Annotated in this window: 17 protein-coding genes; 11 read left to right on the plus strand and 6 right to left on the minus strand. The window is 58.9% G+C overall.

Annotated elements, in window-relative coordinates; translation table 11 throughout:
- Positions 1-65 precede the first annotated feature (65 nt).
- Complete coding sequence (locus ACQZ6F_RS09220; protein WP_449092024.1) at positions 66-1,508, minus strand: hypothetical protein; 1,443 nt, start codon at positions 1,506-1,508, stop codon at positions 66-68.
- A 303-nt stretch (positions 1,509-1,811) separates the two neighbouring features.
- Here ACQZ6F_RS09220 and ACQZ6F_RS09225 point away from each other — a divergent pair, with 303 nt between their 5' ends.
- The 5 genes from ACQZ6F_RS09225 (at position 1,812) to ACQZ6F_RS09245 (ending at position 7,050) form a co-directional block, all read left to right on the plus strand.
- Positions 1,812-2,423, plus strand: a complete 612-nt coding sequence (locus ACQZ6F_RS09225; protein WP_077469323.1) for a 50S ribosomal protein L25/general stress protein Ctc — start codon at positions 1,812-1,814, stop codon at positions 2,421-2,423.
- Positions 2,424-2,666: 243 nt separating this feature from the next.
- A complete protein-coding gene (locus ACQZ6F_RS09230; protein WP_449092023.1) occupies positions 2,667-5,033 on the plus strand; it encodes an EAL domain-containing protein in 2,367 nt (788 codons plus the stop codon).
- 14 nt (positions 5,034-5,047) lie between these two features.
- A complete protein-coding gene (locus ACQZ6F_RS09235) occupies positions 5,048-5,779 on the plus strand; it encodes a substrate-binding periplasmic protein (RefSeq protein ID WP_449092022.1) in 732 nt (243 codons plus the stop codon).
- 73 nt (positions 5,780-5,852) lie between these two features.
- On the plus strand, positions 5,853-6,569 hold the full coding sequence (gene pth / locus ACQZ6F_RS09240; RefSeq protein ID WP_068388641.1) for an aminoacyl-tRNA hydrolase: 717 nt from the start codon (positions 5,853-5,855) through the stop codon (positions 6,567-6,569).
- 1 nt (position 6,570) lies between these two features.
- Positions 6,571-7,050, plus strand: a complete 480-nt coding sequence (locus ACQZ6F_RS09245; RefSeq protein WP_449092021.1) for a GNAT family N-acetyltransferase — start codon at positions 6,571-6,573, stop codon at positions 7,048-7,050.
- Positions 7,051-7,064: 14 nt separating this feature from the next.
- Here the strand turns inward: ACQZ6F_RS09245 and clpS are convergent, their stop codons facing one another.
- Entirely contained in the window at positions 7,065-7,376 is a 312-nt protein-coding gene (clpS, locus tag ACQZ6F_RS09250) for an ATP-dependent Clp protease adapter ClpS (protein ID WP_077469327.1), read from the minus strand.
- A gap of 338 nt (positions 7,377-7,714) precedes the next feature.
- Here clpS and ACQZ6F_RS09255 point away from each other — a divergent pair, with 338 nt between their 5' ends.
- The 3 genes from ACQZ6F_RS09255 to ychF all read left to right on the plus strand — a co-directional run bounded on the left by ACQZ6F_RS09255 (position 7,715) and on the right by ychF (position 10,799).
- Positions 7,715-8,932, plus strand: a complete 1,218-nt coding sequence (locus ACQZ6F_RS09255; protein WP_449092020.1) for an RNA ligase RtcB family protein — start codon at positions 7,715-7,717, stop codon at positions 8,930-8,932.
- Positions 8,925-9,542 carry a peptide chain release factor H gene (prfH, locus tag ACQZ6F_RS09260; protein WP_449092019.1) on the plus strand — a complete coding sequence of 206 codons (618 nt, stop codon included), beginning with the start codon at positions 8,925-8,927 and terminating at the stop codon, positions 9,540-9,542. The genes ACQZ6F_RS09255 and prfH overlap by 8 nt, the downstream gene beginning before the upstream one ends.
- A gap of 153 nt (positions 9,543-9,695) precedes the next feature.
- Complete coding sequence (gene ychF, locus ACQZ6F_RS09265) at positions 9,696-10,799, plus strand: redox-regulated ATPase YchF (protein WP_449092018.1); 1,104 nt, start codon at positions 9,696-9,698, stop codon at positions 10,797-10,799.
- 30 nt (positions 10,800-10,829) lie between these two features.
- Here the strand turns inward: ychF and ACQZ6F_RS09270 are convergent, their stop codons facing one another.
- On the minus strand, positions 10,830-11,414 hold the full coding sequence (locus ACQZ6F_RS09270) for a LysE family translocator (RefSeq protein WP_449092017.1): 585 nt from the start codon (positions 11,412-11,414) through the stop codon (positions 10,830-10,832).
- 138 nt (positions 11,415-11,552) lie between these two features.
- Here ACQZ6F_RS09270 and gcvA point away from each other — a divergent pair, with 138 nt between their 5' ends.
- A complete protein-coding gene (gene gcvA / locus ACQZ6F_RS09275) occupies positions 11,553-12,440 on the plus strand; it encodes a transcriptional regulator GcvA (protein WP_449092016.1) in 888 nt (295 codons plus the stop codon).
- Positions 12,441-12,443: 3 nt separating this feature from the next.
- Here gcvA and ACQZ6F_RS09280 read toward each other — a convergent pair whose 3' ends face one another.
- Positions 12,444-13,568, minus strand: a complete 1,125-nt coding sequence (locus ACQZ6F_RS09280) for a hypothetical protein (RefSeq protein WP_449092015.1) — start codon at positions 13,566-13,568, stop codon at positions 12,444-12,446.
- Positions 13,569-13,751: 183 nt separating this feature from the next.
- On the opposite strand from ACQZ6F_RS09280, the gene ACQZ6F_RS09285 reads away from it, so the two are divergent.
- A complete protein-coding gene (locus ACQZ6F_RS09285; RefSeq protein ID WP_449092014.1) occupies positions 13,752-14,216 on the plus strand; it encodes a MaoC family dehydratase in 465 nt (154 codons plus the stop codon).
- Positions 14,213-14,680, plus strand: coding sequence for a MaoC family dehydratase (locus ACQZ6F_RS09290; protein ID WP_077469335.1), 468 nt, complete (start codon positions 14,213-14,215; stop codon positions 14,678-14,680). The genes ACQZ6F_RS09285 and ACQZ6F_RS09290 overlap by 4 nt, the downstream gene beginning before the upstream one ends.
- Before the next feature lie 51 nt (positions 14,681-14,731).
- On the opposite strand, the gene ACQZ6F_RS09295 is transcribed toward ACQZ6F_RS09290, so the two are convergent.
- Complete coding sequence (locus ACQZ6F_RS09295) at positions 14,732-15,274, minus strand: adenine phosphoribosyltransferase (protein WP_068388331.1); 543 nt, start codon at positions 15,272-15,274, stop codon at positions 14,732-14,734.
- A gap of 116 nt (positions 15,275-15,390) precedes the next feature.
- Entirely contained in the window at positions 15,391-16,257 is an 867-nt protein-coding gene (locus ACQZ6F_RS09300) for a cytochrome c1 (RefSeq protein WP_449092013.1), read from the minus strand.
- Positions 16,258-16,266: the final 9 nt, after the last annotated feature.

Consider the following 16,266-nt stretch of genomic DNA (forward strand, 5'->3'; position numbering starts at 1 on the left):
GGCCGATTCGCCTCTCGAATGAAACTCTATCAATGCAGCGGGACATCCCGCGCACTTATGCCGTATCAGGGCTTCTTCATCACCTGCCCGTTAACAGTCACCGTCCGATCCTCATCCATCGTTACGTCCCAGCGCAGGCGGCCATCCGGGTCGGTCTTGGCAAACCCCTTGGCCGCGATCAGGCTGAAAGAGACGCTGTTAAGACGCGATTCCGTTTTTGCAGCAGCTTGCATGGCCGCGACGGTCTTGTCGAAATCGCGCGCAAGAATCGTTGCCTGCAGCGAATAGGTGGAGTGCGCCTTGGTCGAGCCCTTCAATGTACCGGAAACCTCTAGGTCGTAGACGCCCGAAGTAGCGCTGATCTTCGGAAATTCAAGCGTCCCGTATCCACTTGGAAACATCGTGCGCTTGACCAGTTCCCCGGAGAGTGGTGCCGCCCGCGTCGCCACCGCATCGAGGGCCGTATCGATAAGACCGGAGAAATTGATATTGGGCACGCCGAGTTGCACATCAAGCGTTTCAGGCAAGAAGGGCGCGTATGCTGCCGGAATAAGGTCCGCATCCGGAGTGAAATGTTCGGCGCGCAGCTCGAGATTGACATTGGAGGACTTGGTCAGGCCATCCATCTTGAAGCTATAGTCGACTTGCTTGACGCCGACCTTGCCCTTGTCCGTCGCCACAACGGCATTGCTCAAAGTCACCGTCTTGCTGAGGGAGCCGAAGGCCGGCAAAGCCCGATGCACGAGCTGCTCGAATTTTTCGCTGCCGCTTTCCGAAAGTTGCTTGGCCTTGACGTGCTGGACGAAGAAACGAAAGAGTTCGCGCAGCTCCTTTGCCGGCAGGCTCGTCGCCGTCACCCGCGTACTGACACTATCGGCGCTGAAGCTCACGGGCGAGCCATGTGGCCGCAAGGTAAGCTGCTCGTTCAAACGCTGCAGCGTGCCCTGCACCTGCAGATCGACCTTACCCGCTTCGCTACTGTCGGTAACCGTATGGGCGAAAGAGATGCCGTCGATGGTGGCGTCGATCTTGCGGCCACTCTTGGCACCGCTGCCGACGCTGGAAAACTTCACGCTGCCGCTCTTTATGCCCATCGAGCGCATCATCTCGATCGTCGGATCGAAAATGCCATCGAAGGAGCTGGAAGCGATCGAATAGGCAATATCCGATGACGGCGAATGTACAGCAATATCAAGGCTGTTGTTCCCCGTCAGGTGCCAGCGGCCTTGATCGACAGGCTGAGCAAACAGGGAAAGCGGCTTGAAACCGGTGACCGAGAACCCACTGGAGTTGACCTTGTCGAAGAACTTCGCAAGGTCGTAGGTGATCTCATACTGGTCACCCGCGGGCTTGACCGTAACGAAATCGCTGCGCGCAAGATCGCGCGAAAGCGAATGCGTCAGGATATCCCGGAGATCGTTGGCGCCCTGCTCGTTGATGTCGGCAGCCTGTGACGCGCCGGCGAGACCCATGGAAAAAACCGCGGCGGCGATAGACCTTGAGCGCATGCCCGACCTCTCTTTCTGACCCTGATCGATTGAATTCGACTGTTGAAGAGGCCGAGGGTATATGTCAAGGCGTTGATGGAAATGGCCAGCGGCCACGAAGGCAAGCGTGGCAATGTCATCACAAACCCTCCCATTCCGGAGGTGCTTGCGCCTGCGGCCACTTTGTATTATACGCCACGCGTCCGCGCAGACACCCTTGGAGGCAATGCGGATGAGGCAGGGCACGCCCTTCCTCCAGTTCAACCGATACGGCATATGACCGACCGGCTGAGCTCTCCAGATAACACCTCGAAAGGAATAGCTATGAGCCACGAAAGCTACGAGCTAAAGGCCGAGGCGCGCGAACGGGTTGGTAAGGGGTCCGCCCGTGAACTTCGCCGCAATGGTTTGATTCCCGCTGTCATCTATGGTGACAAGCAGGCCCCCATTTCTATCGCTCTCAACACCAATGAGGTGACGAAGCGCATTCACGCCGGCGGCTTCCTGACGACGATCGCAACGATCGACGTTGGTGGCAAGAAGATCAAGGTTCTGCCGAAGGACTACCAGCTCGATCCGGTCCGTGACTTCACGGTTCACGTCGATTTCCTGCGCGTTTCCGGCAACACCGAAGTCACCGTCGAAATCCCGGTTCACTTCGAAAACCACGAGAAGTCCCCGGGCCTCAAGGCTGGCGGCGTGCTGAACATCGTTCGCCACGAAGTCGAAGTCCATTGCCCGGCCGATGCCATCCCGGAATTCTTCACCGTTGACCTCAGCGGCCTGAAGAGCGGCGACAGCATCCACATCTCCGCCGTTAAGCTGCCGAAGAATGTCACGCCGGTTATCGCCGACCGCGACTTCACGATCGCAACGATCGTTGCCCCGGCAGCCGGTCTTGCAGAAGAAGAAGGCGGCGAAGAAGCCTCTGCCTAATCGGCATCTTCATCGCAGTCATCAGAACCCGCCTTCCCCATGGGATGGCGGGTTTTTTCATGCCCAGCATCGCAATATTAGAGAAAGTAAAAGTAATAATTTCTTGAATCTATACTTTCACTAATTTCCATTAACCCCAGAGTTTCAGCAACATTTAACAGATTCATGAAAATCTACGCGAAAGAGTTGTAGGGATCGGTGCCCCAGTATCCGCTGGCCTATAACTGGGGAGCTAACGGAACGATGAACCATTCGGTCGAAAACAGGTTTTTCGCGATCGTCTGCGGTGCGCTGCTGGTCTTCGTAGCGCCGCTCTTCATCCTATTCCTTTTCCTGTCGTCAGAGCGCGCCGAAAAGGAAATCAAGGACCATATAACCGTTCTGCTCGTCGCCAATGCCCAGGCTCTGGCAAAGCCGCTCTGGGACCTGGACGAAGACAGCGTCACCCAGATCAGCGCAACGACGGTCGCAGAAGGCGCAATCGTCCGGGTCAACGTCCGCGATCTCTCCGGCCAGCTCGATGTCACGCAGTCGACCATACCGAAGTCCTACAAGGGCAATCTGGAGTCCGTCTCCCGCTCCATCATCTATAATGGCGTTGATGGCGCTAAGAAACTCGGCACCATCACCGTCTACTACCCGCAGCTCGGCCTGTTCGACGGGCTGAAGAATGAAGAGATCGTCTTCATCTCCATCTTCATCTTCGCCGTACTGACGGTCTTCGGAGCGGCGCTGATCGGCAACCGCATTTTCGTCATCCAGCCATTGATGCGGCTGACGCACGCCGTCGAAGCGACGCGCCGGCTCGGTTCGCGCCATCATGTCGACTGGCAATCGAACGACGAAATGGGCCGGCTCGCCAGCAGCTTCAACGACATGCAAAGCAAGCTGCAACGTGAGGAGACCGAGCTGAAGCTTGCCCATCGCAGGGCTACCGACACCTATAATCTCACGCCCGCCATGCTTTTCTCCCTCGACAAGGACGATTGCATCGCCGCTGTCAGCGACTATTGGCTCGCCGCCACGGGTTATGATCGAAAAGAAGTGCTTGGGCGCGAGTTTGCCAGCCTCGTCCTGCCGGAATCGCGTTCGCAATATTCCGAGCGCAAGCGCAGCAATCCCGACAGTGCTGCCCGGCTTGCCGTCACCGTGAAATTCCTTTGCCGGAACGAGCAGGTCATGGATGTCCTGATCCTCGAGACCACCGCGATCCAGGACGGCCTCTCGCTTTCGGTCATGACCGATGTCACCGAGCTTAAGCAGTCCGAGGACCGGAACCTGCGTCAGGCGATCACCGATCATCTGACCGGCCTGCTGAACCGCCAGGGCTTCGAGACCGCGCTGGACGCCAAGATTAACGAGGCCGATCTGCGCAGGCGCGAGCTTGCCTGCCTTTTCATCGACCTCGACCGCTTCAAGTGGATCAACGACAATATGGGCCATGCCGCCGGCGATGCGGCGCTGCGTGAACTCGTATCGCGCCTGCAGAAGCGCATGAGGCCGGGCGATATTGCCGCTCGCCTGGGCGGCGACGAATTTGCGATCCTGCTGCTGGCTGAAGATGCGGAAGCAAGAGCGTTGGACATGTCTGCCCGCATTGCCGAGGTTTTCGAGGCGCCCTTCTATGGCGATGCCCGCCTTAGCGCCAGCGTCGGTATCGCCATCTACCCGCGCCACGCCGCCAATGCAGCCGAACTGCTGCTGAAATCCGATATCGCCATGTACGCCAAGAAGCGCGACGGCAAGAACGGCGCGCAGATCTTCGACAACGGCATGCTCGACGACTCCCGCCGCCGGGCGGAGCTGGAAAGCCATATCGAAAGCGGTCTCAGCGAAGACTGGTTCGAGGCCCATCTGCAGCCGGTCGTGAATATCGACGATCGCTCGATCGCCGGCTTCGAAGCCCTGATGCGGCTCCACCATCCGCAAAAGGGGATCCTGCCACCGGCCCGCATCATCGAGGTCGCGGAGGAAACCGGCTCCATCATCCGCATCGGCAACCGCATCATGGAAAAGGCTCTCGCCCACTTCGCGCGCCTGTCGCAGCTCGATGGCATGCAGGATACCTACCTCGCCATCAACTTCTCACCCCTCCAATTCGAGCCCGAGCTGCCGGTGCGCATGGCCGCCCTGCTCTCGCGCTACGACATCTCCCCGCGCCGCATCGTGGTCGAGATCACCGAAGCCGTGCTCATGGATGACAATCCGGAGACGCGCATGGTCATCAACGAGATCTGCCGCTATGGCTGCCGCATCGCCTTGGATGACTTTGGTACGGGATATTCGTCACTAAGCTACATCAACCGCTTCCCGGTGGACATCATCAAGATCGATCAGTCCTTCGTGCGGGCAATCAACGACACGGCGTCGGATGTCAGCGCCAAGAGCCGCATGCTGGTCGAAAGCATCACGACGCTTTCGCACAAGATGAGCTGCACGGTCATTGCCGAGGGTGTCGAAACCGAAGAGGAATGCGCGACCCTGCGCACCATGGGCATCGACTATGGCCAAGGCTATCTCTTCTATCGGCCGCAGCATCCGGATATCTTGATGACCACGCTGTCCTGCCTGGAACTGAATGACCAATCCCGTATAGCGCAGGCGTCGTAGCAATGGAGAGCCGGGTGAGAAAGCTGTTGCTCGTAGTCGCTGCCAACCTGTTTTCACTCTCTCTTCTTGCTTCGGCCCACGCGGAAACCGTCCACTTCACCACGGAAGACTACCCGCCCTTCAACTATCGTGACGGCAAGACACCCGTCGGCGCGACTGTCGAGCAGGTGCAGAAGGTGATGGCGGATATCGGCGTGGACTATACGATCGATGTCATGCCTTGGGCCCGAGCCTACAGCCAGGCATTGACAGAGCCGCTGACCTGCGTTTTCGCCACGGCGCATAGTGAAGAGCGTGACAAGCTCTTCACCTGGGTGCAGCCATTATTTATCGATCGTAATGTGCTGATCAAGCATAATGGCTCGAAGGTCGCTGCCACCACGATCGACGAGGCCAGGAAATATCTCGTCGGCACGTGGCGCGAGGATTACACCGAGACAATCCTGCGTAGAGATAATTTTCCGCGCATCGATGTCGGCAGCGACTTCAAGGCGACATTGAAGAAACTGATGAGCGACCGCATCGATCTGATGCCGATCTCGGAATTCTACTTCGACAAGCTGAAGAAGGAAGGTCATGCCGTGCAGAAGGTGACTATCCTCTCCCAGCAGGCCATGGGAATTGCCTGCCAGAAGGATTTCCCCAACGACTTACAAAACAAGATGCAAGCCGCGCTCGATGCTTTGATCGCCGACGGCACGCAAAAGCGGATTTTCCTGAAGTACGGCCTGCGCCTCGGCGACTGATCACATCCCGCCTTGACTTTGCCGTCAATTCGCTGTCGTGAAGGGCATCGGCATTTTCCAGGGGGTGAAGCGCATGCTTCTCATCGCGGGTCTCGGCAATCCCGGCGCCAAATATCAAGGCAACCGCCACAATATCGGCTTCATGGCCGTGGATGCGATCCATCGCCGCCATAGCTTTTCGCCATGGACGAAGAAGTTTAAGGCGGAGATTTCCGAGGGCGAACTCGGCGGCCAGAAAGTGCTGCTCATCAAGCCGCAGACCTTTATGAACCTCTCGGGCGAGTCCGTGGGTGAGGCCATGCGCTTCTACAAGCTCGAACCATCCGACCTCGTGGTCATCTACGACGAGCTCGACCTGCCGGCCGCCAAGGCGCGGCTGAAAACCGGCGGCGGCCATGGCGGCCACAACGGCATCAAGTCGATCGACGCCCATTCCGGCCGCGAATATCGGCGTCTGCGCCTCGGCATCGGTCATCCCGGCGCCAAGGAACTCGTGCACAATCACGTCCTCGGCGATTTCGCCAAGGTGGACAGGGACTGGCTCGACCCCTTGTTCGATACGCTTGCCGACAATGCCGACATGCTGGTGCGCGGCGAGGACTCGCAGCTGATGAACAAGATCGCGCTCGCCTTGGGCGGCAAGGCGGAGGAAGAGGCACCGAAGCCCGAGAAGAAAGCGACCGCCAAATCGCACATCCATCAGGCACGGAACCATAATCAGCCGAGAATACCCGAAACAGGTCCGATGGCGGAGATGCTGAAAAGGATGTTCGGCAAGAAGGATAATTGACATGTCGCAAGCAGCCGTAGAAAGCGCCGCCGATATCGTCATCCGGCCGATAGAGATTGCCGATCTGCCGACGCTTCTTGCACTTTATCAGCATCTCAATGCTGAAGACCCAATGCTGGATCTGCCATTGGCGGAGCGCCGCTTCGCTGAAATCCTGGCTCATTCCGGCATGACGATCTTCGCGGCCTTTGCCGGCGATAAGGCCGTGTCCTCCGTGACACTGGTGGTCATTCCGAACCTGACGCGCGGCGGCGCTTCCTATGCCTTGCTCGAGAATGTCGTCACGCATTCGGATTATCGCAAGCGCGGCCTTGCCGGGATGGTGATCCAGAAGGCCGTCACAACAGCCTGGGGCAAAAACTGCTACAAGGCCATGCTGCTGACCGGCTCGAAAGACCCGGCAACACTGCGCTTCTACGCCAATTGCGGCTTCGTGCAGGACAAGACCGGCTTCCAGATCCGTCGCCCCGCCATCGCCTGACCGGCTGCAGGCCCCTACTCTTCCGGCTCCGTGGTGAACATCAACGGGAAATCGGCGCTTTTTGCCAGGTCGATCGCCTCCTGGGCCTTTGTCTCGGCGATATCCCGCGCGCAAACCATCACAACCGAGGTGCCGAGCCTGTGCGCCGTCATCATGACGCGATAGCCGTTCTCCTCGCTCATGCGGAAGACAGCCTTCAGCACCATGATGACGAATTCACGTGGAGTGTAATCGTCATTGACGAGAATGATTTTGTAAAGCTTCGGTCTGTCGACCTTCGGCTTCGTCTTGGTCTTTGGTTTCAGGACAATATCATTGTCACTCATCGGCATCACCGTTGACGACAGAGAAAAAGGCTTTGGAGTAATAGCGCTATTATAGTGCAGCGCACTACGCCATTCAAGGAGGGTGAGCTCCGGCAGTAGTCGTCAGATCGGGGGATTGCGAGCAACCACGGGTGGGCGATCTCAAAACAGATCTTGCAATCCATTCTGTTTCGCTTATACAGCCGGCATTACTTTTTCAGGACTGGGAGCACAAATGATGCACGTCATTTCATCGCGCCCCTTAGGGGCAAAAGCTTAAGTCAGCGTCGATGCGCTGCCGTGAGCTCCTTTGATCGGCTTTGAGGCCGAGAGATTTATCCTGTCCTGGCATCATATTCATGGGCAATTCCATAGGGGCCTCCGGTCCCGTCACTATGCGCTGCAGCCGCCCTGCCGCGATAGCACACTATTTTACGGCGAAATCCTGGATCGAAGGATTGGCGCTGGAGCAGCTTGCGGAGCTCACAAGGCTTCCGGGCATGCTGTCCGTCGCCGGTTTCCCTGACCTTCATCCGGGAAAATACGGCCCGGTCGGCATGGCCGCCTTGTCGTCGCGCCTCTATCCGCAATTGATCGGCAACGATATCGGCTGCGGCATGGCGTTCTTCGAGCTCGACATGCCGCAACGCAAATTCAGGATCGACAAGGCTGCCACCGCCTTGCGCGAACTTGAGACTATTGGCTTCGATGCACCCGACATCGCAAAATTCGCACCCCTGGCCGACCTTGAAGCCAATGTCGAATCGCTTGGTACGATCGGCGGCGGCAACCACTTCTGCGAGATCCAGTCCGTGGAAGAGCTGCTTCAACCTGATGCGGCCGAACTCCTGGACAGGCAGAAGCTCTATCTGCTTGTCCACACAGGCTCGCGCAACCTGGGAGCCAGCGTCTTCGATCGGACGATCGACGAGAATGGCGCTATGACGGATAGCCTGGATCCGGCATCCGAGGCCGGCATGACATGGCTGAACCGCCATGATCTCTGCGTAGAGTGGGCAGTGCTCAATCGACAGATGATTGCGCAACGAGTGGCCGAGGCACTTCGCACGGACGTGCGCTTGATCGCGGATGTCCCGCACAATCTCGTGCGTCGGCATACCGATGGATATGTCCACTACAAGGGGGCAGCTGCTGTTCAGAGTGGCGGCGTTGCGCCCATTGCCGGCTCCCGAGCCAGCCTGAGCTACATTGTCCAGGTTCTCTCCGCCGCCGCAAAATCGCATTGGGCCATTTCGCACGGAGCCGGGCGCAAATACGACCGCCGCAACATGCATGGCCGCATTGGCGTTACCCGCTCGGAACGGGAGGCCTTGTTGCGAAACCAATGGGGCGGCATCGCCATTTGCGACGACCGCAAACTTGCCGTCGAAGAGGCCGCCAGTGCCTACAAGAATGCAGGGCAAGTCCTTGAAGATCTTGCAGGCCATGGCCTTGTGCGACCACTCGCCTCGATGAAGCCGCTCATTACCTACAAGAAGACGAGCGTCGATCACGACGAGCTCAAGCGGGACCGCGTGCGTGATCGCAGGATGAGTGGGAGGCGCAAGAATGGCTGATATCCATCTCCTTGCCACCTCGGGCAACGGCCCGGCTGAATGCCGTGTCGCACTTAAATCGCTGCTCTCCATTCTCGAAAGGGAGGCGCGGGCCAGAGACTGCGAAATCGAGATGGCGGTCTCGCAGGAGCCGGACCGGCATGGCCCGGTTTCAGCAATCGTCACGCTGCGTGGCACGGGTGCCGAGACCCTGGCGGCGGATTATTGTGGCTCGATCCGCTTCATCTTCAAAAGCAAACTCAGGCCCGGGCACAAGCGGCAGAACTGGTTCGTCGGCGTCAAGCGCATCGAACTCGCCGATACAGCGAATGAAACAACGACCGTCAACATGAACCACATTCGCTTCGAAACGCTGCGCGCCGGAGGTCCCGGCGGGCAGCATCAAAACACGACAGACAGCGCGGTCAGGGCAATCCATGTCCCGACCGGCATCACCGTCATGTGCCGCGATGAACGCTCTCAACACCGCAACAAGGCGCGCGCCATCCGGCGGCTGCAGGCTATCTTGCTGCTGCTAGCCGAGCGGGAAAGCCAGAATGCGAAAACCGCGCTCTTCCTCGCCAATAAGGAACTTGAACGCGGTAACGAAGTGAAGGTGTTCCGACTCTGACAATTGAGCCGCCCGAGTCTCTCGGGCGGCTTCTGCACTGCCAAAGGCGCCTTTCTGCTGCGAAAACCGGCCCGCTTTCCGCTCAAGACTTGACCCGCACCGGCCGTTCCCTCATACGCACTGCAAAGATTTTCAAGATATGGACAAGGTGCCATGGGTTTCAAATGCGGTATCGTCGGACTGCCGAATGTCGGCAAGTCTACTCTGTTCAACGCGCTGACCAAGACGGCGGCGGCGCAGGCGGCGAATTATCCGTTCTGCACGATCGAGCCGAACACGGGTGAAGTCGCGGTTCCGGATCCGCGCATGCGCACGCTTGCCGACATCGCCAAGTCGAAGGAACTGATCCCGACGCGCATCTCCTTCGTCGATATCGCCGGCCTCGTGCGCGGCGCTTCAAAGGGTGAAGGTCTGGGCAACCAGTTCCTCGCCAATATCCGCGAAGTCGACGCCATCGTGCACGTGCTGCGTTGCTTCGAAGACAGCGACATCACCCATGTCGAAGGCCGTATCAATCCGGTCACCGACGCCGAGACGATCGAGACCGAGCTGATGCTCTCTGATCTTGAGAGCCTGGAACGCCGCACCGAGCAGATGCGCAAGCGCGCCACCAGCAAGGACAAGGAATCCATGGCGATGCTGCCGATCATGGAAGCCTCGCTCAGCCTGCTGAACGAAGGCAAGCCGGTGCGCACGCTGCTGTCGAAGCTCGATGCCGAAGAGCTCCGCATCCTCAAGAGCCTCAACCTTCTGACCTCGCATCCGGTTCTCTATGTCTGCAACGTCGCCGAGGCCGATGCCGTGACCGGCAACGAGCATACGGCTGCCGTTGCCGCCATGGCCAAGGAGCAGAATTCGGAAGTCGTCATCATCTCCGCCGCCATCGAGGCGGAAGTGGCACAGCTGCCCGAAGAAGAGGCGACGGAATTCCTCTCAGCGCTCGGTCTCGATGAAGCCGGCCTCGATCGGCTGATCCGCGCCGGCTACAAGCTGCTGCACCTCATCACCTACTTCACCGTCGGGCCGAAGGAAACGCGGGCCTGGACGATCGAGCGCGGCACCAAGGCTCCGCAGGCAGCCGGCGTCATCCATTCGGATTTCGAGCGTGGCTTCATTCGCGCCAACACCATCGCCTATGACGACTACATCGCCTTCAATGGCGAAGTCGGCGCCAAGGAAGCCGGCAAGGCGCGTGACGAAGGCAAGGAATATGTCGTCCAGGACGGCGACGTCATCCACTTCCGTTTCAACACGTAATCCTCAAAAGCATCTGCTCATGGTGCGCGTTTACCCGCGCACCATGAAACCTGCCACGACGATCATGCACAGCGCGAACGCCCAGCCCTGTATCCGTTGCTCCTTTTCAGAGCGGAGGCGGCCGAGAACGGTTGCGCCGAGATAGATCCACAAAAAATGGCAGATGATGGAGACAACCAGAAATGCCAGGGTCAATTGGGTGACCTGCACGACAAGATGGCCACCGTCGAGGAATTGCGTGAACATCGCCAATACCATCGAATGAATTTTCGGATTGAGCAGAACTGACACGAAGCCATCGGCAAGACTCAATCGTCCGTGGCCCTTTTCATCGTATCTGGATGACTTTGTCGTCGATCTCATGAAGGTCCACGCCAGATAGAGCAGATAGACGATACCGGCCCACTTCAATGCCGCACCAAACAGCGGATAGGCATGCGCCAGCTGTCCAAGCCCGAAGCCATAGATCAGACACAGGGCCACATTGCCCGCCTCAAATCCGAGCCAGAACGGCCCTGAGCCCTTCACGCCGAAGCGCGCGCCCATGCTTGTCAGGATCGTATTGCCGGGACCGGGGCTGATCACCAGCGGCACGGTGTAGCCTAGAAAAAACAACCAAATTTCCAAACTGATCATCACGTCCTCGGCTCCGAAACGGGCGGAAACAGCGCCTTGCGGATGCCAGAAACACGACTTTCATCACGAAGAAAAATGATCTATTTTCATGGCCTCGATAAACAGGGGTAATCGAGTATGCGCCGCTTGCCACCACTCGGGGCTGTCCGCGCTTTTGAAGCCGGTGCGAGGCATCTGAACTTCACCCGCGCCGCCGACGAGCTTTTTGTCACCCAGGCGGCCATCAGCCATCAGGTTCGCCTGCTCGAAGACTGGCTTGGCGTGAAACTCTTTGAGCGCGCCGGGCATTCCCTGCGTCTGACGGACAAGGGCAACACCTTCCTGATGGAGGTGAGCGAAATATTGGACCGACTGGCGGCGGCCTCATCCACCGTCGGCAGTCGCCAGAGCGGCCCTCTGCGCCTGACGGTTCTTCCGTCCTTCGCCTCTTCCTGGCTGGTGCCGCGTCTGAAAACATTTCGGGAGCGCCATGCCGATATAGATCTGCGGCTGAGCAGTTCGCCCGAAAGCTGGGACTTTTCGAGCGATGGCTTCGACATTGCCATTCGCTCCGGGCTGGGGCGGTGGCGCGGCCTCAAGACATATCTCATTGCCCATGAGGCATTGAGTCCCGTCTGCACGCCTTCCCTGGCGGCCACGCTGGACCTGAAGACGCCCGACCAGTTGCTTCGAGCCAGCCTGCTGCATGATACGCCTCGTGACGCCTGGTCGCGCTGGTTCAGTCAGGCCGGCGTTTCGCATCGAGAACCCCTGCCCGGCATGATCTTCAACGACCATGCACAGATGCTGCAAGCCGCAATGGCTGGCCAGGGCGTGGCACTCGGCAGGCTGTTTCTCGCGGGAACGGCGCTACGGGACGGGCGCCTCGTCCAGCCATTCGACATGACCTTGCCGAATGACTTCAGCTACTGGTTTGTCTGTCCCGGCGCCGTCGCCGACCGACCGGATGTCATCGCCTTCAGAACATGGCTGCTGTCAGAGGCACAGGCCTCTGGCAACGACTAACCGTCAACGAAGGATCGGTAATTTTCCCTGTATCGATAGCGGCAACCGCCGCACGACAATGCGGCGCAGATCGGCCCAGCCGATACCGATAACAAGCACCACCAGACCAACGATCATCAACACGAGGAAGCCGATTTTGTCGAGACCGGCCTGGTTGTGCCTGAGAATGGCGCCGGTCGCGAGGCCGAGCGATACGAGGCCGGCCGTAACGAAGGCACGGCGATCGATGATAAGCCCGATGAGCATCATCACCAGGACAACCGCCAACACCGTAAACGCCTGCAGATAGCCGCCGAAGAAGACATTGGTGAGGTTGGTGAACACGACACCGCTATTGGCAAGCTGCAAGCGCAGAACCAGCAGGATCGTTGAATAAAGCAAAGCCGGCGCGGTCACGAGATGCAGCCAGAATGCCACGTCGGAACGGCGCGTCTGCCGCTGCGGATCGCTCAGATCGAAGCGCATCGCCAGGGCAAAGCTGCCAAGCGCCGCCGCAAACAATATGACAAGCGTCAGGAGTGGATAGTCGGTCAGCACGTCCGAGGAGCCGAGCACCGAGCCAACGGCGTAGAAGACCGCCGCGAGCAGCAAACCGAACAGTGAGAAGAGCAGCAATGCCAGCGACAGCGGCACACGGTAACGCCAATAGAACAAGGCCAGCATGATCGGGAATGGCGCGACCAGCACGATCGCACCATGGGTGAAATCGGCGAACAGCGACGGCATTGTGCCGATATAGCCTATCATCGTCTGAATAAGCCAGTTGACGAGTGCAATGGTCAGAACCACAGCCGGCAGTGCCAGCCGTTGGCGCCGCACCAGGATTTCCGCCAGCATACCGATCGCCAGCAGCGATATGGAGTGGTTCGCCACTCCCCACAGGCCGACAAGCAGGACGACGATGCCGATGGTGATGAGCACATCATGGAAACCGCGGACAAAGCGTGGCGCTTCCGTTTCTTCCAATGGATTGGGCGCATCCGTCGAACGCAGCTCCGAAAGAGCGCCCGTCATCGCCCGCGCCCCGATATTCCGGTCGCTCAGGTAAGGCAGCAGCCGTGCGGCCTGATCGGAGGAAATAATCCCCTCGCCGGCAGCCTCGTCCAATGCGATTTTAAGATCGCTCATTCATATCCCCATGTCATCTCGCCACCACCAAGCCTCAACATATCGCCCGCACACAATCAAGAGCTGCCGGGGATCAATCGCCGCTCGGCAACAGTCCTCATCCTCGAAGCCATCAAAATACTTGCGTCATTGCCACCGGCTATGCCATTGCCGACGAAAGCGATGCGGAGGATGGCGGGAGACATGACAAAACTGGCCTATGAAGACTTCCAGCAGGGGCAGGAATTTCCGCTCGGCCCCAAACACGTAACGGCGGCTGAAATTATCGAATTTGCTGCGGAATTCGACCCGCAGCCAATGCATCTGGATGAGGAAGCCGGCCGCGCCAGCATCCTTGGCGGCCTTGCCGCCTCAGGCTGGCATACCTCGGCAATGTTCATGCGCATGATGTGCGATTCCTATCTCCTCAAAGCCGATGCACAGGGTGCGCCGGGCATCGATTTCATGGAGTGGAAGAAGCCGGTTCTGGCGGATGATACGCTATCCGGCCGGTCCATCGTGCTGGAAGCGCGGCCCATGCGCTCACGCCCCGGCATAGGCATCGTCAAATTCCGCCACGAGATCGAAAATCAGAACGGCGACCTCGTCTGCCTCGGGGAAAACTCGACGATGATCCGCATGCGTGCAGGCACGGAGGTATCGGCATGAAGATGAGCGAGCTCTATAAAATCGGCGAGCGCGTCGAGATCGGCAGCCATACGTTTACCCCCGAAAGCATAGTCCGGTTTGCATCACGCTTCGATCCGCAGATCTTCCATATGGATGCCGAAGCAGCCAAGGAAACCCTGTTCGGTGGCCTTTGCGCTTCCGGTTGGCATAGCTGTTCAATGTGGATGCGCAGCTTCGTCGATTACTGGAAATCCGAGATGGCCCGGCTGATCGCGGAGGGCAAGACGCCACCCACTCTCGGCCCCTCGCCGGGTTTCAAGACGCTGCAATGGCTGCGCCCGGTCTTTGCCGGCGACACCATCACCTATGGCATCACGATCCTCGGCAGCCGCCCGTTGGCCTCACGGCCCGGCTGGGCGCTCTATACGCTTGCTTGTGACGGAGTGAACCAGCACGGCGCACCAGCCCTGCGCTTCGAAAGCACCGTGCTGGCCTTTGAATAGAACCTTGCGGGGCGCGATCACGCTGCCCCACAAGCCATTCGAACATCCCGGTCAGTGACCGGAGAATTCCACCAGCGTGTGAACCGGCACGTCCAGTTCCTCAAGCTTCTTGCGCCCGCCGAGGTCAGGCAGATCGATGACGAAGCAGGCGGCAACGACCTCGGCACCGATCTGGCGCAGGAGCTTCGTTGCGCCGACGGCCGTTCCGCCCGTGGCGATCAGATCGTCGACCAGGATAACCCTTTCGCCGGGATTGACCGCATCGCGATGCATCTCCATCTCGTCGACGCCGTATTCGAGGCTGTAGGCGATCCGGACGATATCGTGTGGCAGCTTGCCCTTCTTGCGGATCGGTACGAAGCCGGCCGACAACTGATGCGCAACCGCTCCCCCGAGAATGAAGCCGCGCGCTTCCATGCCGGCGACCTTGTCGACCTTCGAGCCGGCATAGGGCTGCACCAGCGCATCGACAGCGCGGCGGAACGCCCTGGCATCGCCGAGCATGGTCGTGATGTCGCGAAAGATAATGCCGGGCTTGGGATAGTCCGGAATGGAGCGGATGCTGGCAGCGAGCTCCGAAGCAATAGTGTTCATGAAATATGTACTCTCAGGCTGTGATAGGGCCGGCGGCACCCTATCAAGAGCCGGGCGCTATACCAACAAAAAAGGCGGCCTCGACCGGCCGCCTCTTCGTTCAATCATCGCAATACTTAGTGAGCGCCGGCCTTGGCATAGACGGAACGCTTGGTGAGATAGATGAGGATCGAGAAGATCAGCAGGAATATGATCACCATGAAGCCGAGATGCTTGCGATCCTCAAGATGCGGCTCGGAAGTCCACATCAGGAAAGCAGACACGTCGCGCGCATACTGGTCCACCGTCTGCGGCGAGCCATCGTCATAGGTCACCTGCCCGTCGGAAAGCGGCTTCGGCATCGCAAAGGTCGCGGCCGCATCGAAATACGGATTGTAGTGCGAGTTCTGCGGCACCTTGAAATCGGCCGGCGCATCTTCGTAGCCGGTCAGCAGCGAATAGATATAGTCCGGGCCGCCTTCCTGGTATTGGGTGAAGATGTCGAAGATGAACTGCGGGAAGCCGCGTTCGATTTCACGCGCCTTGGCCAACAGCGACATGTCAGGCGGCACCGCCCCGTTGTTGGAAGCAGCAGCAGCCTCGTCGTTCGGGAACGGCGAATTGAAATGATCCGATGGAAGCGCCTTGCGGGTGAACATCTCACCCTGAGGGTTCGGTCCGTCCTGCACTTCGTAGTTGGCAGCGAAGGCCTTCACCTGCGCCTCGGAATAGCCGAGGTCGCCCAGTGTGCGGTAAGCCACCAGCTTCATCGAATGGCAGGCGGAACAGACTTCGGTATAGACCTTGAGGCCACGCTGAAGCTGGGCTTTGTCATAATAGCCGAACGGGCCGGAGAAGCTCCAGTGCTGTTCGCGCGGCTCCTTCAGCGGATAATGCGGCGTTTCGCTCTCCGCCGCAGGCTTTGTTTCTGCGGCCACTGCAACGGCGGTAGCAGCACCGCCGATGAGTGTGAGCGACAGAAGGCCGACAATAAGTTTTTTCATCGTTTTCTT

This window comes from Rhizobium sp. A22-96 (assembly GCF_053521805.1).